At 65.5% G+C, this 14,544-nt stretch carries 14 protein-coding genes; 3 read left to right on the top strand and 11 right to left on the bottom strand.

Annotated elements, in window-relative coordinates; genetic code table 11:
• Window positions 1-38: 38 nt before the first annotated feature.
• The gene (locus PI246_RS06940) at window positions 39-260 is read left to right on the top strand and encodes a hypothetical protein (RefSeq protein WP_320550562.1); all 222 of its coding nucleotides are present in this window, start codon (window positions 39-41) and stop codon (window positions 258-260) included.
• Window positions 261-326: 66 nt separating this feature from the next.
• Here the strand turns inward: PI246_RS06940 and PI246_RS06935 are convergent, their stop codons facing one another.
• The 4 genes from PI246_RS06935 to PI246_RS06920 all read right to left on the bottom strand — a co-directional run bounded on the left by PI246_RS06935 (window position 327) and on the right by PI246_RS06920 (window position 4,310).
• The gene (locus PI246_RS06935; RefSeq protein ID WP_320550561.1) at window positions 327-1,319 is read right to left on the bottom strand and encodes a M23 family metallopeptidase; all 993 of its coding nucleotides are present in this window, start codon (window positions 1,317-1,319) and stop codon (window positions 327-329) included.
• A gap of 311 nt (window positions 1,320-1,630) precedes the next feature.
• Window positions 1,631-2,416 carry a YkgJ family cysteine cluster protein gene (locus PI246_RS06930; RefSeq protein ID WP_320550560.1) on the bottom strand — a complete coding sequence of 262 codons (786 nt, stop codon included), beginning with the start codon at window positions 2,414-2,416 and terminating at the stop codon, window positions 1,631-1,633.
• A gap of 150 nt (window positions 2,417-2,566) precedes the next feature.
• Window positions 2,567-3,649 carry a DUF4272 domain-containing protein gene (locus tag PI246_RS06925; protein WP_320550559.1) on the bottom strand — a complete coding sequence of 361 codons (1,083 nt, stop codon included), beginning with the start codon at window positions 3,647-3,649 and terminating at the stop codon, window positions 2,567-2,569.
• A gap of 67 nt (window positions 3,650-3,716) precedes the next feature.
• The gene (locus PI246_RS06920) at window positions 3,717-4,310 is read right to left on the bottom strand and encodes an NUDIX domain-containing protein (RefSeq protein ID WP_320550558.1); all 594 of its coding nucleotides are present in this window, start codon (window positions 4,308-4,310) and stop codon (window positions 3,717-3,719) included.
• Window positions 4,311-4,415: 105 nt separating this feature from the next.
• Here PI246_RS06920 and PI246_RS06915 point away from each other — a divergent pair, with 105 nt between their 5' ends.
• Window positions 4,416-5,171 (top strand): DeoR/GlpR family DNA-binding transcription regulator, encoded by a 756-nt coding sequence (locus PI246_RS06915; RefSeq protein ID WP_320550557.1) that lies wholly within the window; start codon window positions 4,416-4,418, stop codon window positions 5,169-5,171.
• A gap of 26 nt (window positions 5,172-5,197) precedes the next feature.
• Here the strand turns inward: PI246_RS06915 and PI246_RS06910 are convergent, their stop codons facing one another.
• The 4 genes from PI246_RS06910 to PI246_RS06895 all read right to left on the bottom strand — a co-directional run bounded on the left by PI246_RS06910 (window position 5,198) and on the right by PI246_RS06895 (window position 9,850).
• A complete protein-coding gene (locus PI246_RS06910) occupies window positions 5,198-6,469 on the bottom strand; it encodes an HD-GYP domain-containing protein (RefSeq protein WP_320551203.1) in 1,272 nt (423 codons plus the stop codon).
• Between the two features lie 340 nt (window positions 6,470-6,809).
• Window positions 6,810-7,748 (bottom strand): DUF535 family protein, encoded by a 939-nt coding sequence (locus PI246_RS06905; protein WP_320550556.1) that lies wholly within the window; start codon window positions 7,746-7,748, stop codon window positions 6,810-6,812.
• A 51-nt stretch (window positions 7,749-7,799) separates the two neighbouring features.
• Complete coding sequence (locus tag PI246_RS06900) at window positions 7,800-8,540, bottom strand: BPL-N domain-containing protein (RefSeq protein ID WP_320550555.1); 741 nt, start codon at window positions 8,538-8,540, stop codon at window positions 7,800-7,802.
• A gap of 236 nt (window positions 8,541-8,776) precedes the next feature.
• Window positions 8,777-9,850 carry an ATP-binding protein gene (locus tag PI246_RS06895; protein WP_320550554.1) on the bottom strand — a complete coding sequence of 358 codons (1,074 nt, stop codon included), beginning with the start codon at window positions 9,848-9,850 and terminating at the stop codon, window positions 8,777-8,779.
• A 211-nt stretch (window positions 9,851-10,061) separates the two neighbouring features.
• Here PI246_RS06895 and PI246_RS06890 point away from each other — a divergent pair, with 211 nt between their 5' ends.
• Window positions 10,062-10,772, top strand: coding sequence for a response regulator (locus PI246_RS06890; RefSeq protein ID WP_320550553.1), 711 nt, complete (start codon window positions 10,062-10,064; stop codon window positions 10,770-10,772).
• Between the two features lie 26 nt (window positions 10,773-10,798).
• Here PI246_RS06890 and PI246_RS06885 read toward each other — a convergent pair whose 3' ends face one another.
• From PI246_RS06885 to PI246_RS06875, 3 genes are read right to left on the bottom strand one after another with little or no spacing between them, the layout of a single operon-like run.
• Window positions 10,799-12,481, bottom strand: coding sequence for a type IV secretory system conjugative DNA transfer family protein (locus tag PI246_RS06885; protein ID WP_320550552.1), 1,683 nt, complete (start codon window positions 12,479-12,481; stop codon window positions 10,799-10,801).
• A 27-nt stretch (window positions 12,482-12,508) separates the two neighbouring features.
• Complete coding sequence (locus PI246_RS06880; protein ID WP_320550551.1) at window positions 12,509-13,984, bottom strand: XVIPCD domain-containing protein; 1,476 nt, start codon at window positions 13,982-13,984, stop codon at window positions 12,509-12,511.
• Complete coding sequence (locus PI246_RS06875; protein ID WP_320550550.1) at window positions 13,981-14,496, bottom strand: hypothetical protein; 516 nt, start codon at window positions 14,494-14,496, stop codon at window positions 13,981-13,983. Before PI246_RS06875 ends, PI246_RS06880 begins: the two co-directional genes overlap by 4 nt.
• Between the last annotated feature and the right edge of the window lie 48 nt (window positions 14,497-14,544).

The following is a 14,544-nucleotide window of genomic DNA, read 5'->3' as shown; positions in this document are numbered from 1 at the left end:
CGACGGGAGGATTGAAGGTCGGGTAGATAGGTAACGCATTGCCTCAGTTGCCCGTTGGCTTCAACAGCGCGGACAACGCGCACACTATTGGGCTTAACGAGCGCGGCACGCTGGATGCTCTGTGCCAGCAGGGCCTCGTTCACAAAAAGGGGAAGGAGATCCTCGTGACAGGCGATGAACTGCTGGCGCGAGCGATGGTTGCGAGGCGCCATGTAATCTGGGTGATGACCATCGAAACATGGTTGAATGAATCGCGCTGATCCTGTGGATGACTCGGACGTCAGGAAGACGTCGCGAATGTTTTTGACAACCCTTTTGTCTACGTTCTACAAGGCAGATACAGGCCATTCAACGAGAGTGTCGTTCAGTGGCAGGGTGCCGTTGGCTGCATGGCACGGCGACGGGGTCCAGGGATCGCCCAAGCCGAACAGTTGGGCCTCGTGTTCCGTTCCGCACGCGCTGAGCCGGTCGAAGACGTAGGGCATCCCTTGGGACTCCTCGAAGGTTGCCGCGTTGCTGACCTGGAAATGCAAGTGCGGCGCCGCCGAACTGCCTGACTCGCCCAGTTCACCGATCACCTCGCCGAGGGATACCTGCTGTCCCGATGTCACGCGCACCGATCCCTTCCGTAGGTGCGCGTAGGCGGCGAATGCACCCCCGCCCAGGTCGATGACCACGTAGTTGCCAAACAAGCCGTTGAGCGATAACGCGTCAGACGCTGCTGGCGCGGTCAATGGCTCGTGGTCCGCCTGGCCGTCGCGCGCCGCGACGACTCGCCCCTTGCCGACGGCCAGCACCGGTGTGCCGAAGCCGAACCAGTCGGAAAGCCGTTTCCCATGCGATGTGTTTTTCGGTGTGAACGCTCGCCCGTCGGTATCGATGCGTACGAAGTCGATGGCATAGCGCTGGGGAATGGTCAGCGATCCGTTGACCGCCACCAGGCTACCCCAGTGGTGCGATTGCGCGTTGCCGGGGCCTTCATGCGCGAGCCAACGCCCACCGCGCAAGGGTGGACCCAGGCGAAGCGACGACGGCGGTGAGACGGTCAGCGGTACGCCATCCACGGCGCTCGATACGTTTTTCTCGTCGGCAAGAACGATGCGATGCGTGAGCGACGCCGGTAGAGCGTTGGGCGACAGGGTGACCCAGACGAAAACGGTTCCGGTTTTACCCGGTCCTAGGGTGGCGGGACCGTTCTCCTTCGCCGCAGGGCGAAAGGCGTGGGCCACGTCGTTCGCGTCCAGGTGAAGAAGCCGACGGTGTCTTTCATCCATGACCTCTACGTCGGAAACCTTCAGCGTTCCGGAGTCGTCGTACACGTTGGTCACCTGGATCTCGTACGCCAGATGAGCGAGACCGTCGCTGCCCATGAACGGCGATGGAGGAAAGAGAACACGCGCTTCCACTGGGGCAGGGGTCTGGGCGATGGCCGTGACGGCCGCTGAGATGCCCGGGGCGGCAAGAAGCCAGGCCCAGAGGCGTTTCGATATCTTCGGCATCGCGTTCCCCCGGGGCGTGTTCGCTCGTATATCACGTTTCCCAAGGTCGTACCCGCGGCAGGGCTGGACGATCGTCGGTGAGATTCCCTGCGATCCGGAAGGCGCGCCGCAGGTTTCTCAACGCAGGTCTTTCAAGCGCCCGTCGCCGCCTCATCGCCCGGTACAAACCCCAGGAAAGCGAGGGCATCCGGGAGCGCCGTCGCATCGACCGCATGGCACGAGGCCTGCGCCAGGAGCTGCATCGTGTGCCGGCGATGCGACGCGAGCCGCCAGTCGCGATGGCCGTCTGTGTCGGTATCGTCGCGCTGTGCCCGTCGCAGGGCATCCGCCAGCCGTTCGGACAGGGGACGATGCACGACCGTCGCTTCGTTGCTCAAGCCCGCGACATCGATCCCCAGCGATGCGCAGAGCCGCGACTTGACGCGCGCATCCCGTGCGTCGGCGTCGCGCATCGCCGTGATCGACCGTGCGACCTCGGGATCGGTCCATGCCCCGGTGTCATCGCGTAACGTGGCCACGCTCGCCCACGCGTCGGGCGGACAGAGCTTGGTGGCCGGATCGAAAGGCACATGGGGATTGACCTCGGCGGGATAGACACGACACGCCCGGGGACGCTCGTCGTAGATGCCGCAACGCATGTCGGGCAGGAGGTTCGGGCAGGCGTCGGGAAACGACGCCATCAGCGAGACGATAACCCGGATGGGCAGTTGGCCGCTCACGGCCGGGAACGAGCGCCGTCGCTTGTGCGCCGCCGGTCCGTTGTCGGGCGCCGGCTCATCCGGCCAGGGGATGGCTTCGCAGAATAGTTCGACGCTTCCCCCGCGCGCCAACCACTGCGACGCCTCGTCGACGCTAAGCGGCAGCCGCAATCCGTGGCAGCAGCGACCGCACATCGTGCAGGAAAACGATATCTTCATGGTGCCGCCGGCAAGGATTCGTTGGGAGGGTTCCCTCAAGCCATTATCGCGTCACGCGACGTCCGGGGTTATGCCACGCCTGCCACGGAAAACCGGCACGTCGTGAAGACGCAACCAGGGATCCGGCCTGGCCCTCGTGTCGTCCGCGAATCAGGTGGGCGTATCCACGTCGTCCCATGCCGCGTCCTCGAAGCGAGACAGCCAGTTCAGCGCGTAATGCCGTTCGAGCACGACGCCGGGAATGACGTGGGCGGGATAGTCACGCCTACCCAGGCTCGCGTCGCGCACCGCCCAGTGAATCCGATAATGCAGGTCGAGCGCGTCGAGCAGTTCACCGGTCGGTCGTCGCGTCGCGCTCGCCAGTTCGCCGGATGCGGCGGCGTCGAGTACCGCCGCACAGACACCCGGCACATCGCAGATCGTGCCGGGGAAGGGCAGCGACGGCACAAAACCCACTGCCCAGGCGAGCAGTGCCAGGCTCTCGTAGCGCCAGCCCATCGCGTTGAGGAGATCGTCGTTCTCCCCGCCCGCCGAGAGAAATGCGGTTTCCTTTGGCGACAGGTGCGCGAAGGCCTCGGGCAGGCGCTCCTGCATCACCTCCACCGGTACCGGATCGTTCTCGCGAAGGCCTTCGGCAAAGGTGCTGACGACGAGCAGGGCCATGAGGCGTCCCGTGACCGTCCCGGCCTCCTGCCATCGCACTTCGTCCTGTCCCAGGAGCGGGGGCAGGCTGGCGGCGACGGTGATGCCGCGGCTGGCGAGGAGGATTTCCGAGCGGTGCTTGCGCTGCTGCGCGTCCTCGGGATGGGGCACGACGGACGCCGGGTCCGTGTCGCCCGCGCCGTCGATAAGCACCCGGCCCCAGGGGTCGCGGACACCACCGTCCTCATGGAAGACCACCGCATTGGCCGACTGCGCCCACTGCGCGAAGGCAGGCAGCGCGGCATGCGGGACGCGCAGGCTCACCTGGTGCCGCACGCGCTGGAGGTGACGCATGAGGTGGTAGCGCGTGTGCGTCATCTGCCCATCGCCGCGGCTCAGCACGTAGCCGATGAACCCGTCGAGGTGCGCGGACAGTTCCGGATCGCTCCGGTCGCCCTCGCCCAGAGTGATATGCGGGAACGTCCTCGCGGGCATCGGATCGATCGTGGCGTATGCGTTCAGGCGTGGGCCGTCGTCTGCCGTGATGGCGGGTTCCGGCTTTGTCAGTATCGATTTCAGGCGATCGAACATGCGGTCGTTTCCTCCTTGCGGGGCGCTACAACCCGACAATCATAGAGGGTGGGCGATCAAGCCCGTGTTACGCGTCGTGCCGGGAAAACAGGTGCAGCGCCGCGTATTGCAAGAGCATGATCGTCTTGCCGTCGCGAATCGCACCCGCGCCGATCATGGCGAGCGCCTCGTCGATATTCACCTCCATCACCGCGATGTCCTCGCCCTCGTCTTCGTTACCGCCGCCCCGCGTGGCACGGTCGCCGGGCGCATATTCGCTGACGAAGAAGTGGAGGCGTTCAGTCACCGAGCCCGGGCTCATGAAGGCGTCGAACACGGGACGCACGTTGCGCAGGCAAAAGCCGGTTTCTTCGAGGGTTTCGGCGCGGATGCGGGCTTCCGGTTCGGCGTCGTCCAGCAGGCCCGCCGGTACTTCGATGAGCAGGTCGTCGTGCCCGTTGACGAATGCCGGGTAGCGAAACTGCCGGGTGAGGATCACGGTGCGCCGGCCGGGATCGTAGAGCAGGATTGCGGCCCCGTTGCCCCGATCGTAGGTTTCCCGCGACAGGCGCTGCCACGTGCCATCACTGCGCTGGAACGAGAAGACGGTCTTTTTCAGGACACACCAGTCGTCGGCCAGCACCCTGACGTCCTCGATCCGGATACGACTTGCGATGCTCATGCGGCGTTCCTCGCAGTTGAGAGCGCTGACGCCCTCTGGATGGGCGGACATCTTTCGTGCAATATCGTGCAAGGTCAAGTAAATTCGTGCAATCAGGAGCGGCCGATGCTTACGAGCGAACGCAAGGCGTTGATCCAGCAGATTCTCCAGCGAGACGGCCGGGTGGTTGCGAAGGCGCTCAGCCAGGCGTGGGGCGTTTCCGAAGACACCATTCGTCGTGATCTGCGCGAACTCGCCAGCGACGGTGTCCTGCAACGGGTGCACGGCGGCGCACTGCCGGCGTCGCCCGCCATCGCGGACTTCGCCCAGCGCGAGCGAACCGGGTCAGCCGCCAAGGCGAACCTCGGGCGCCTCGGCGCCGGGTTGATCCGTCCGGGGCAGATCGTTTTTCTCGATGGCGGCACGACCCACGTGCACTTGGCCCGTCAGCTACCCCGCGACCTGAAGGCGACGGTGGTCACCCATAGCCCGAGCATCGCCGTAGAGCTGGCGCACCATCCAACGGTGGACGTCGAGATCGTCGGCGGCCGGCTGTTCAAGCATTCCGTCGTCGCCATGGGGTCGGCGAGTGCCGAGGCCATCGCCCGCATCCGGGTCGATGCGTATTTCATGGGCGTCACGGGGTTGCATCCCGACACCGGCGCGACCACGGGTGACCACGAGGAGGCGGCGCTCAAGCGGCTCATCGCACGTCAGGCGGCCGAGACGATCGTCCTGGCGACGCGCGAGAAGCTGGGCGCGGCATCGGCCTATGGCATCCTGCCGTTGGCCGGTATCGCAACGCTGGTCGCCGAGGCGGGGCGGGATGACGACCGGCTGGTGCCTTTCCGTGCCGCAGGACTGTCGATCGTCACCGCCTGACGGCTGCGTTGCGCCTCGTGGCCGCATCAGGCCCCGCACGCCCTGACACGCGCAAGCTCGGCCAGCTCGTCGAACGGCCACTCCTGGCCGTCTTCCTTGGCAACGATCTGCACGGTGTCGTCCGCCGCACTCAGGTCGATGTCGAACGGCGTCACGCGGCTGGCGTTTTCCCACGAATAGAACACGCGCACGCACGGCCGGGTGATCGACGGCCCGTTTCGACCGAACACCACGCCCAGGTAACCATGGGAAAGGCGCACGAGCGAACCGGGCGGGTAGACACCCACGACGCGGACGAAGGCACGGAACAGCCGGGGATCGAACTGGCCGTCCCAGGTCGCCATCGTCTGGAGCGCGACGGCGGGATCCCAAGCGCGTTTGTACGCGCGGTTGGAGGTGAGGGCGTCGAAGACGTCACAGAGGCTGACCATCCTCGCGAGCAACTGGATCTGCTCGCCGGCAAGGCCGTGCGGATAGCCGTCGCCGTCGAAGCGCTCGTGATGGTGCAGGCACGCGTCCATTACCACCGGGTCCAGTCCGTGGCAGCGCACGAGCAGGCGATGCCCGTGGCTGGCGTGCTCACGCACGACGTTCATGTCGCGCGGCTCCAGGCGGCCCGGATGGTTGAGCAGCGCGGGGGACACGCGGGCCTTGCCCACGTCGTGAAGCAGGCCGGCCAGCGCGGCATGACGGACGTCTTTATCATCCAGCCCGAGGTGTCGTGCGAAGCGCACCATCAAGGCGCTGACCGCGACGGAATGCAGGTGGGTGTAGTCCACCGTGGCCTTGCAGCGCAGCTCCGCCAGCAGCGCGTCGGGTTCAGTGTCGACCGAGTGGACGATGCCGTCCACGGCCCAGCGCGATCCGTCCAGATCGAGCACGCGCCCCTGCTGGGCGTCATCGAAGAGTTGGGCGACGACGCGCCCCGCCGCGTCGCGCAGCTGCCTCGGATCGACGGGTGCGGCGGCGCGGACGGGCTCCGCGACTGGGGCGGGGTCTTCGGGCAGGTCCAGGCCCAGCGCCGTGTCGATGCAGACCGTCGGGATACCGAGCCCGGCGATTTTCTCCAGATCGGATGGTGATTCCACCAGGAATTTCCGTCGCCAGAACGGATGCGACGTCCAGGTCATGCCGAGGCTGTGCACGAACATGCCGATGCGAAGCCGGTCTGTGGGGATCTGCCGAAGAGTCTGCGAGGCCACGGGAAGGTGCGCTTTCTGGATCCAGGATGGAAAACGAGGGAGCGGTGTCGGAACGCCGGCGGGGAGGGCGCTAGCCAGGACCCCGCAGCCGGGCATCGCGGCGAGCCGTGTCGAAAGATCGGGCGGCACGCGGACGCGCATCGTTCACGCAGTGGTCACGTTGGGTCAAAAGGTGTCGTATTACGCAATGGGACGGCGTTGCGCCGCAAGCGCATGGCGGGCGTCGCGACGCTCGCAGGGTGTCGACACGAACGGAAGGACGGCGCACCGCACGGGCCATGAAGCCCGGGGCATCAGGTCGTAAGAGGGGCCAGGCACGCATTCCGCATCTCTCCGTCGCAGGTGGATATCCTGCGTGGGATTAAGCATGCACCGTGCCAAGGCGGCGCGGTCGACGGCCGTAAGATGTTGCGTCCGGTAGGGCCCGAACCGGCGTCTAGGGTCGCTTGCGATGGTAGGCGGCGGACGACGCGTGCACCGCCAGCGCGTAAGCCACCTGCACGCTGAGGTCGTGACGCAGGTTCTCCCGGGCCCGGAAGGCGGAACGGTGCTTGCTGTCGACGCGGGCGATGCTGCGTACCGGTTCGTCCGAGGGTGTGCCGAACAGCCCATCGTCGCCGCGCATGGCGCCCGCTTCGAGCCAGAAGGTGTCGTAGCAGGCCTTCACCCGGGTGGTATTCCCGAAGACGTGCGCCCGGTTGCCCGGTCCTCTCACCGTAGGCACGCCCACCTTGCGCGCGATCACCCGGACCATCGACAGCAGCAGGTCTTTCGGCCGCAGGCCATGGCATGCGCGCGTGATCGCGCGGATATCGGTCAGTGTCGTTTCCGACCGTGCGCCCTGCACGCAACCCACGAGCACGTAGCCCGCGTCGGGGCAAAGGGTGAGCGTCATGCTGACGACGGGTTCGTGGTCGAGGCTCAGCCCGATCACCAGTTCACCCTCAAGACAACGAAGGATTGGCGCGGCGAGAAACACCCGCAGTTCACGCCCGTCTTTGAGTGACGTTCGCGCCACATCGATGCGTTCACCGCGTCCCAGGCCCGCGAGCGCTTCGGGACCGAGCAGCGTCGGCAGGTAGGCATAGTGATCCAGCAACAGCCGGAGCTTCTGCCGGCGGGAAAAGCCACGCGACACCCAGCGATGCTGCCAGCGCTCGAAGAGATGCGTGTCGCGCGCCAGCAACGGCGAAAGAGCGTCGCTGAACAGCATGGCCATCCATCGATCGTGCAGTCGGGGCGCATACAGCGACCTGATCACGTAGCGCAGCGCGCGCGTGCGTGGGCGCGAATGCCAGTCGTTTCGATGGTGGAGGCTCGCATGCAGGTGGGAAAGATGGGCCGAAAGCACGGTAGAAACTCCAGGGTGCGACATTGCGTGCGCCGTGCGGATGGATGCGGGAAGGCGCGCGGGAAAGGGCGTGATTCAGTCGCCGAGGGAGTCCATGACCTGCTTCACGAGGTCATCCCTCGGCATGCGCTCAAGCGGAATGCCGGCGGCGTCGAACCAGGTTTCGTCGGCTTCCGGATGCGGGCCGGTCAGCAGCACGCGCCCATGCCCGAAGCGATAGCGCGCGGCGGCGACGTCGCCGTTGGCGTAGGTCGCGATGGGCTGATACCCGGGCGACGCGCTTGCGGCGGGAAAGTAAGGCCCATCCTGATAGAAGACGCTGTTGCGTCGACCGTGCCACCAGGTGTCCACCGCCTGGTCGTCGATCGTGTCGGCTTCGAAGCCTGGGCGACCTACTTCGGAGTCGAGATCGTCGTCGATGAGGCCAATGTTCGACGCGTCGGCGAGGTAGGCGCCCATGCACAGGCCGAGGTATCGCCCCCCATGCCGGACGAATTCGCGGATCGCCGTCACCCGTCGTTCGCCGAGGGCGCGCAGTGCGCCGGGGATGTCCTGGCCACCGCCGGGCTGCACATAAACATCGTAACGGGCCAGCGTGTTCGCCGTGATGTCCCGGCGCTCGTGGGCGCCGACGAAATCGACCTGATAGTGCCCACCCAATCGCTCGATAGCTTGCTTGGCGGTTTGCGAGCAATCCTCGCAGGCGGCGGGTCCGCGGTAGACGGCTACGCGCACGACGTCGCTCGCGCGGGCGGTGCTGACGGCCACCAGCGCGACCGCAAGCGTCCACAGCATCCCGATGAGGTAAAGAAACATGCCGGCCCGTCCGCGACGGGCGGCTTGCCTGGGTTTCGCCACACTACGTCGGATGGGTGCGCCATCGACGGGAAACATAGGGGCTGCCACATGGCCCATGGGCGGGTATCTCCACCAGCGCATCGAAACGATGCGCGGAGGTTCGCCGCTACGCGTTGAGGGTCGGTGGAGCCATCATGGAGAAGGTATGGAGACGCATGCCGGGCCGTCAGGCCGGGGTATCGATCCGGGCGGGTTCAGCCGGCGAGGGTCGAATCGACTGGCAGGGTCACGACGAACCGCGCCGCACCGCCTTCCCCTTGGTGGTAAGTGACACGACCGTGGTGCGCCATGGCGATGCTGCGGACCACGGCAAGGCCGAGGCCGCTGCCGCCGTCGGCGCCGGCACGGGGGGACCCGGCGCGACTGAACGTGTCGAACAGTCGTGCAAGCAGTTCGGCGGGTACGCCGGGACCGGCATCCTCCACCACGAGGTCGACCGACGCGTTGCGGGTCGCGAGCGAGACGTTGATGGTGCCGGGGTTGGCGTGGCGCCGGGCATTGTCGAGCAGGGCGATCAGGGCCTGGCGCACGCGCAGGGCGTCGCAGCGGACCATCACGGGCGAAGCCGGGAGGTGTACGGCGATGGGGTGCGCCGGCATCGTGGGTGCGATGAATTGCACGACGTCCTGCAACGCGTGGCGCAGATCGACCTCGGCGTGATCCAGGCGCAGATGGCCGCCCTCCGCGAGGCTGACGACGCGCAGGTCCTCCACGAGGCGCGAGAGGCCCTCCACATGTCGTACGAGGTTGCGCAGCAGTTCCGGGTGGGGTTCGAACACGCCGTCCGAAAGCCCCTGCAGCCGGCCTCGCAGGATCGTGACCGGCGTGCGCAACTCGTGGGCGATGACGGCGTTCCATACGGCCATGTCTTTGTCCGACCGTTCCAGCCGGTCGGCCAGGGCGTTGTAGTCGGCGAGGAGGCCGGAAATTTCGCCGAATGGGCGGCCGGTCATGGCGGCGCGGGCGGAAAGGTCACCCTGGGCGGCACGGCGGATCGCGCTGGCCAGGGAGTCGATCGGCTGAACGAAGCGGCGCGAGAGGCGCAGGGCGAAGGGCCCCGCGATAGCGATCGCGACGACGGCCGTCAACACGAGCCACAGCAGTTCGGGCACCGTGGGAATCCACGAATCGTTCTCGCAGATCGAGGTCGGATCCGGGACGAGCGCATACAACGCATACGACGAGGCGAAATCGAGGACGACGGCGCCGGCGACGAGTGCGCTCGCCCACATGATCAATCCACGACCGATCTTCAGACGGTAAAACATGGGGATTCCTGAAACGGCATAGGTTAGTCGTTCCTCGAAAGGGCACGGCAGATGGCGCCACGACGACGGGCGGCATCATCGTCCAGCGATGCTATCGCATCCACCTCGGTCTGCCGGATGGCTTGTGTGGAGGCTCGATGGAAGCGTGATGCCGCGTCGCGTGGCATGGTGCGTGTGCTAAAACAGGCAGAGCGATCGCGGAGACCGGTGCATGCAAGGGGTGGTTCGAACGGAACACGTCGTGGTCATCGCCGAGGACGACCCGGATATCGCGGATATCCTGAAGTCGTACCTGGAGCGGGGTGGCTTCCGCGTGGCGGTGGCGCGCGATGGCGACGAAGCCCTGCGGCTCCATGCCCAGCTGAAACCCGACCTGCTCCTGCTCGACGTATCGATGCCGCGTACCGACGGGTGGGGCGTGCTCGCCGAGGTCCGCCGGCGTGGCGACACGCCGGTCATCATGGTGACGGCGCGTGACGAAGACACGGACAAGATCTCGGCCTTGCGCATCGGTGCCGACGACTATGTCACCAAGCCCTTCAACCCATCCGAAGTGGTCGCCCGCGTCGGCGCCGTCCTGCGCCGTGCGTTTCCCGGCGCGGGGCAGCGCGTGGTCGTTCGCGTGGGCGAGGTCGAAATCGACGAAGACCAGCACGCGATCTACGTACACGCGATGGGATATCGGCAGGCGGTCGTCACCACGGCGACCGAATTCCGCCTGCTCGCGCGCATGGCCCGTTCGCCACGGCGGGTGTTCTCCCGCTCCGAGCTGCGCGTGGCGTGCCTGCCCGAGGGCGACGCGCTGGAGCGCACCGTGGACAGCCACCTGAGCAAGTTACGCAAGAAGCTCGAAGACGCCGGCGTGCAGGGCATGCTCGCCAGCGTGCGAGGGGTGGGCTACCGGTTGGCGCCGGCGCGTTAGCCGCCACCCGCCTTAAGGAGGATGGATCACACCGAAAGCGTGGGAACGTCGACCTTGGGCATCAGGCGCGAGGTGAAGTACTTGTCTTCGTAGTAACGGATCTTCTCGCACATCACCGGGTGCGGGATGCCCTCATAGAGGAAGACTTCCTTCTCCGTGCCCATGGCTTTGAGTTCCTGCGGCAGCATGAGCGCGCGCTTTTCCTCGGTGTGGCTTCGCGTGATGTCGCCTTTCTTGCTCTTGGTGATGTTCTCGCGACGCACCGTGGTGTATCCGAGCATTTCCGAGTAATCGTTCGCATCCTGCTGTTCGCGCGGGGCGTACACGATCTGGAGCGCATGGTTGGTGATGACGGTGCGCGAGACATCCTTGCCGTAGACGGCGTCGAGCTGAGCCATGCTCTGGATGATCGGCAACAGGCGGATGTTGTAGCCGGCCATGTACGACACCGCCGAGGCAATGATCTCGACCTTGCCGATCGAGGTGAATTCGTCCATGAGGAGCAGGCACTGGTGTTTCAGTGCCGGGTTGTTCTGGGGCAGCTCCTTGGTATTGAGGTTGATGAGCTGGCTGAAGAAGAGGTTGACGATGAGCCGGCTCTCGGCGAGCTTGTTGGGCAGGATGCCGATGTAGATCGTCATGCGTTTCTTGCGCACGTCGGTGAGCAGGAAATCGTCGTCGCTGGTGGCCGCATCAAGCACCGGGTTGATCCAGGCATTGAGCGGCTCCTTGAAGGTGCCGAGGATGGACGCGAACGTCTCCGCCGCCTGCGAGAGCAGGTTGGCGAACGCCGACTTCGCGTTGGCACTCAGGAAGGGTTCGTTCGACAGTCGGGTGTAGAGTTCGCGCAGGTCGGTACCGTCACCTGACGACAACCGGTAGATCATGCCCAGCGTCGGCTTGACCTTGAGGATGTCGGGAAGCCCCTGTCGATCGTCGTGGTCGCGCTTCTCGCACAGGTAGAGGGCGAACGCCATGAAGGCATTCCGCGCCTGGCTTACCCAGAATTTCTGGTCGTCCGACCCGTCCGGATAGAGCATCGAGGCGATGCTCATGAGATCGGACACGCGGAATGCCGGGTCTTTCGAGACGTAACTGAGGGGGTTCCAGCGGTGCGTGCGGCGATCTTCGGCGAACGGGTTGAACAGGAATATCTCCTGGCCCTGGCTGGCGCGCCAACCGCTCGTGAGTTCGAAGTTCTCCTGCTTGATGTCGAGCACGACGACCGATTCCTGGTAGTCGAGCAGGTTCGGGATCACCACACCCACGCCCTTGCCCGAGCGCGTCGGGGCGGCGAGGATCACGAACTGCTGGCCGGGCAGGCGGACCAGGTCGCCGTGGAACTTGCCCACGAGGATGCCGTTCGGTGCGGAAGACAGCATTTTCTTTCCGCGCAGATCGCCCGCCGAGGCGAAGCGCGCATCGCCGTGCATCGATTGCTTTTTCTTCCGGAAGAGCAGATAGGCGACGACTGCCCATAGGATTAGCGGGACGAGAAAGCCGACGACGCCGGCCAGCTTGATCTTCCAGGCGAACGACTGGACTTCGGGGCCTCCCAGCGCGTGCACGTATTGGATGTACGTGTTCCACTGCAACGGCACGTCGGTGCGTCCGATGCCGAGAAGAATGAAATAGCCGGAAAGGTACTCGCCGGCCAGGAGGGCGGCCGCGAAAAGGCCGGCCGCCCAGTATCCCCTGTGTTTGCTCATGTGCACTATCGCCTTTCAGATGGTTCGTTACATGCCTGGCGCCGGGGCGCTCCGAGCGGGATCCTGACGCGTGGCCTGCATCGCCAGGGTCTGTTCGTGCTGCTTCGCCACGTCGTGCCAGTTCTCGCTGCTTTGGGCCAGCGGCGTTGCAACCGCCTGGCGAGTGTCCACTTCCACGACGCGCTTCAGCGGCGAATCGACCGCACCCTGGATAGCATACGTCCGTGACGCATCGCCATTCATCATGACGCGGTCGATGCGCTCCATGCCTTCCTTGCGGGCCGTTACCGCAAGCACGCCCGACAGGTTGTCACTGGCCGCGTCCGGCTGGCGGCCCCGGGCCGAATCGATGTCGCGCACGGCGCTTTGCGCTTGCCTGAACAAGGCGTTGTCCGGGTGGCTGGGGTCGTCCATGCCCACCTTGGGTTTGTCATGTTCGAACCATTCCTTCGGATGGGTCAGCGTGTGCCACGCTGCGCCCGCCTTTTCCTCGAACGCGTGGAGGCCTTCGCCGATCTCCTGCCTGACGTGCTGGACGCCCTCCTTGATATGCGCCAAGCCCTCCCTGGCCTCGTCGACGATATGCCCCACGCCCTGGCGAACCGTACCTAATCCGTCGGCGACGGCTTCGAGGCCTTTCCGTTCGATCGTGTCCTTGAGATCGCCGATGGCCTTGGGGATTTCCCACGACGCGGACAGGCCCTTGCGGATGTCCATGACGTCGTTACGATACCGGTCCACCATGCCTTCATGGGCACGGTATCGGGCCTGGCTCTCCTCACTGATGATCGACTCGCCCAGTAGCTTGCTGTGAGGCACGAAGTTGTCGATGGCGTGGGCGCTGAAGTCGGTGGCCTTGATGGGATTGCGAGGCGAAAGGATGGTGCTGTCGTCGCGGTAGCCCGCTTTGGTCAGGGTATCGATGTCCTGCTGTGCCGCGTAGACGCGTACCTCGCCGAAGTGGGCGCTGGCGGCGCTGACGAGATCGCCCGCCCGCACGTGATCGATGACCTGGTTGCCGCCCTCGGGAATGCCCTGGCGGAGCCCGGCCGCGCCGTAGGCATTGAACGTCTCGCCTTTCAGGCCATAGGTCGCGGCGCTGATCTCGGCCAGGGTACCGCCCAGGGAGTGGCCGGTGACGGTGATGTCCGGCGGCGCGCGCCCTTCGTCGGCGGCATCCTGCCTGGCTTTTTCCATCACCCGCCGGGTGAACGCCAGGGCGTCGGCACTTTGCAGGTTAATGCCGGTCAGCACCATGCCCGCGTCCACCCCGCCGTCGCGTACCGGTTGACGATCGAATTCCGTTCCCCGGAAGGCGACGATCACCTGCTGCGGCTGGACGTCTTCGCGTACGTAGGCCTGCGCCTGGAAGCCCGTGATCGGGTCGTCCGCGGCGTCCATCACCCGGTACGAGATGCCGTCGAGGGTGACCATCTTGTCGATAGCGGTGTCGTGATAGACGTCCTGCGAGAGCAGGGCGTAATCGGTCGACCGCGGGCTCATGGCAGCCGCTCCGCCGCGTGCATCGTGATGCTGAAGGTAGCGTTGGATTGGAAGGCCTGGGGATCGTTGGCCCCGATGTCGATGCGCTGGCGCTCGGCATGCTCGTACGATGCATGCGAGAAATACTTCACGACGTCGTGCTTGCCGAGGATGTCTTTCTTGTAGATCGAGGGGCTGAAGCTTACCTGGCCATGCCGGAACGCCGCCGCGACGCCGACGACCGACCAGTGGCAGACGCCCTGGTTGAAGTAGTCCTCGTCCTGAAGTCGATCCAGGAAGATTTCGCCGGTGTAGACATTGTCGCCGGTGCGGCGGAAGGTCACTGGCACGCTCTTCTGGGGTACGACGGTCGCCCCCATGACCGGGGTCATCGGCACGCAGTCCGGGTTGCTGACCTCGTAGTCCACATGGCCTTCGATGGCGTCCAGCGCGCCGGGCGCGCCGTGGATCGTGGCGGTGATCTCGTAGCGCATCCGCGGTTGCGGGTTGAGTTTCACGTCGGGTTGTTTCATGGCTTCACCATAAGCGGGTAGGGCGGCGCACACGGATAAGGCGATGGC

It is taken from the genome of Luteibacter sahnii, assembly GCF_034063545.1.
GTDB classification, from domain to species: domain Bacteria; phylum Pseudomonadota; class Gammaproteobacteria; order Xanthomonadales; family Rhodanobacteraceae; genus Luteibacter; species Luteibacter sahnii.
This window is presented reverse-complemented; position numbering and strand designations above follow the sequence as displayed.

Excerpts from the sequence above, each read along its gene's own strand:
- PI246_RS06930 (WP_320550560.1), bottom strand. The coding sequence starts at position 2,416 with ATGAAGATATCGTTTTCCTGCACGATGTGCGGTCGCTGCTGCCACGGA.
- PI246_RS06925 (WP_320550559.1), bottom strand. The coding sequence starts at position 3,649 with ATGTTCGATCGCCTGAAATCGATACTGACAAAGCCGGAACCCGCCATC.
- PI246_RS06920 (WP_320550558.1), bottom strand. The coding sequence starts at position 4,310 with ATGAGCATCGCAAGTCGTATCCGGATCGAGGACGTCAGGGTGCTGGCC.
- PI246_RS06915 (WP_320550557.1), top strand. The coding sequence starts at position 4,416 with ATGCTTACGAGCGAACGCAAGGCGTTGATCCAGCAGATTCTCCAGCGA.
- PI246_RS06910 (WP_320551203.1), bottom strand. The coding sequence starts at position 6,469 with ATGCCCGGCTGCGGGGTCCTGGCTAGCGCCCTCCCCGCCGGCGTTCCG.
- PI246_RS06905 (WP_320550556.1), bottom strand. The coding sequence starts at position 7,748 with ATGTCGCACCCTGGAGTTTCTACCGTGCTTTCGGCCCATCTTTCCCAC.
- PI246_RS06900 (WP_320550555.1), bottom strand. The coding sequence starts at position 8,540 with ATGTTTCTTTACCTCATCGGGATGCTGTGGACGCTTGCGGTCGCGCTG.
- PI246_RS06895 (WP_320550554.1), bottom strand. The coding sequence starts at position 9,850 with ATGTTTTACCGTCTGAAGATCGGTCGTGGATTGATCATGTGGGCGAGC.
- PI246_RS06890 (WP_320550553.1), top strand. The coding sequence starts at position 10,062 with ATGCAAGGGGTGGTTCGAACGGAACACGTCGTGGTCATCGCCGAGGAC.
- PI246_RS06885 (WP_320550552.1), bottom strand. The coding sequence starts at position 12,481 with ATGAGCAAACACAGGGGATACTGGGCGGCCGGCCTTTTCGCGGCCGCC.
- PI246_RS06880 (WP_320550551.1), bottom strand. The coding sequence starts at position 13,984 with ATGAGCCCGCGGTCGACCGATTACGCCCTGCTCTCGCAGGACGTCTAT.
- PI246_RS06875 (WP_320550550.1), bottom strand. The coding sequence starts at position 14,496 with ATGAAACAACCCGACGTGAAACTCAACCCGCAACCGCGGATGCGCTAC.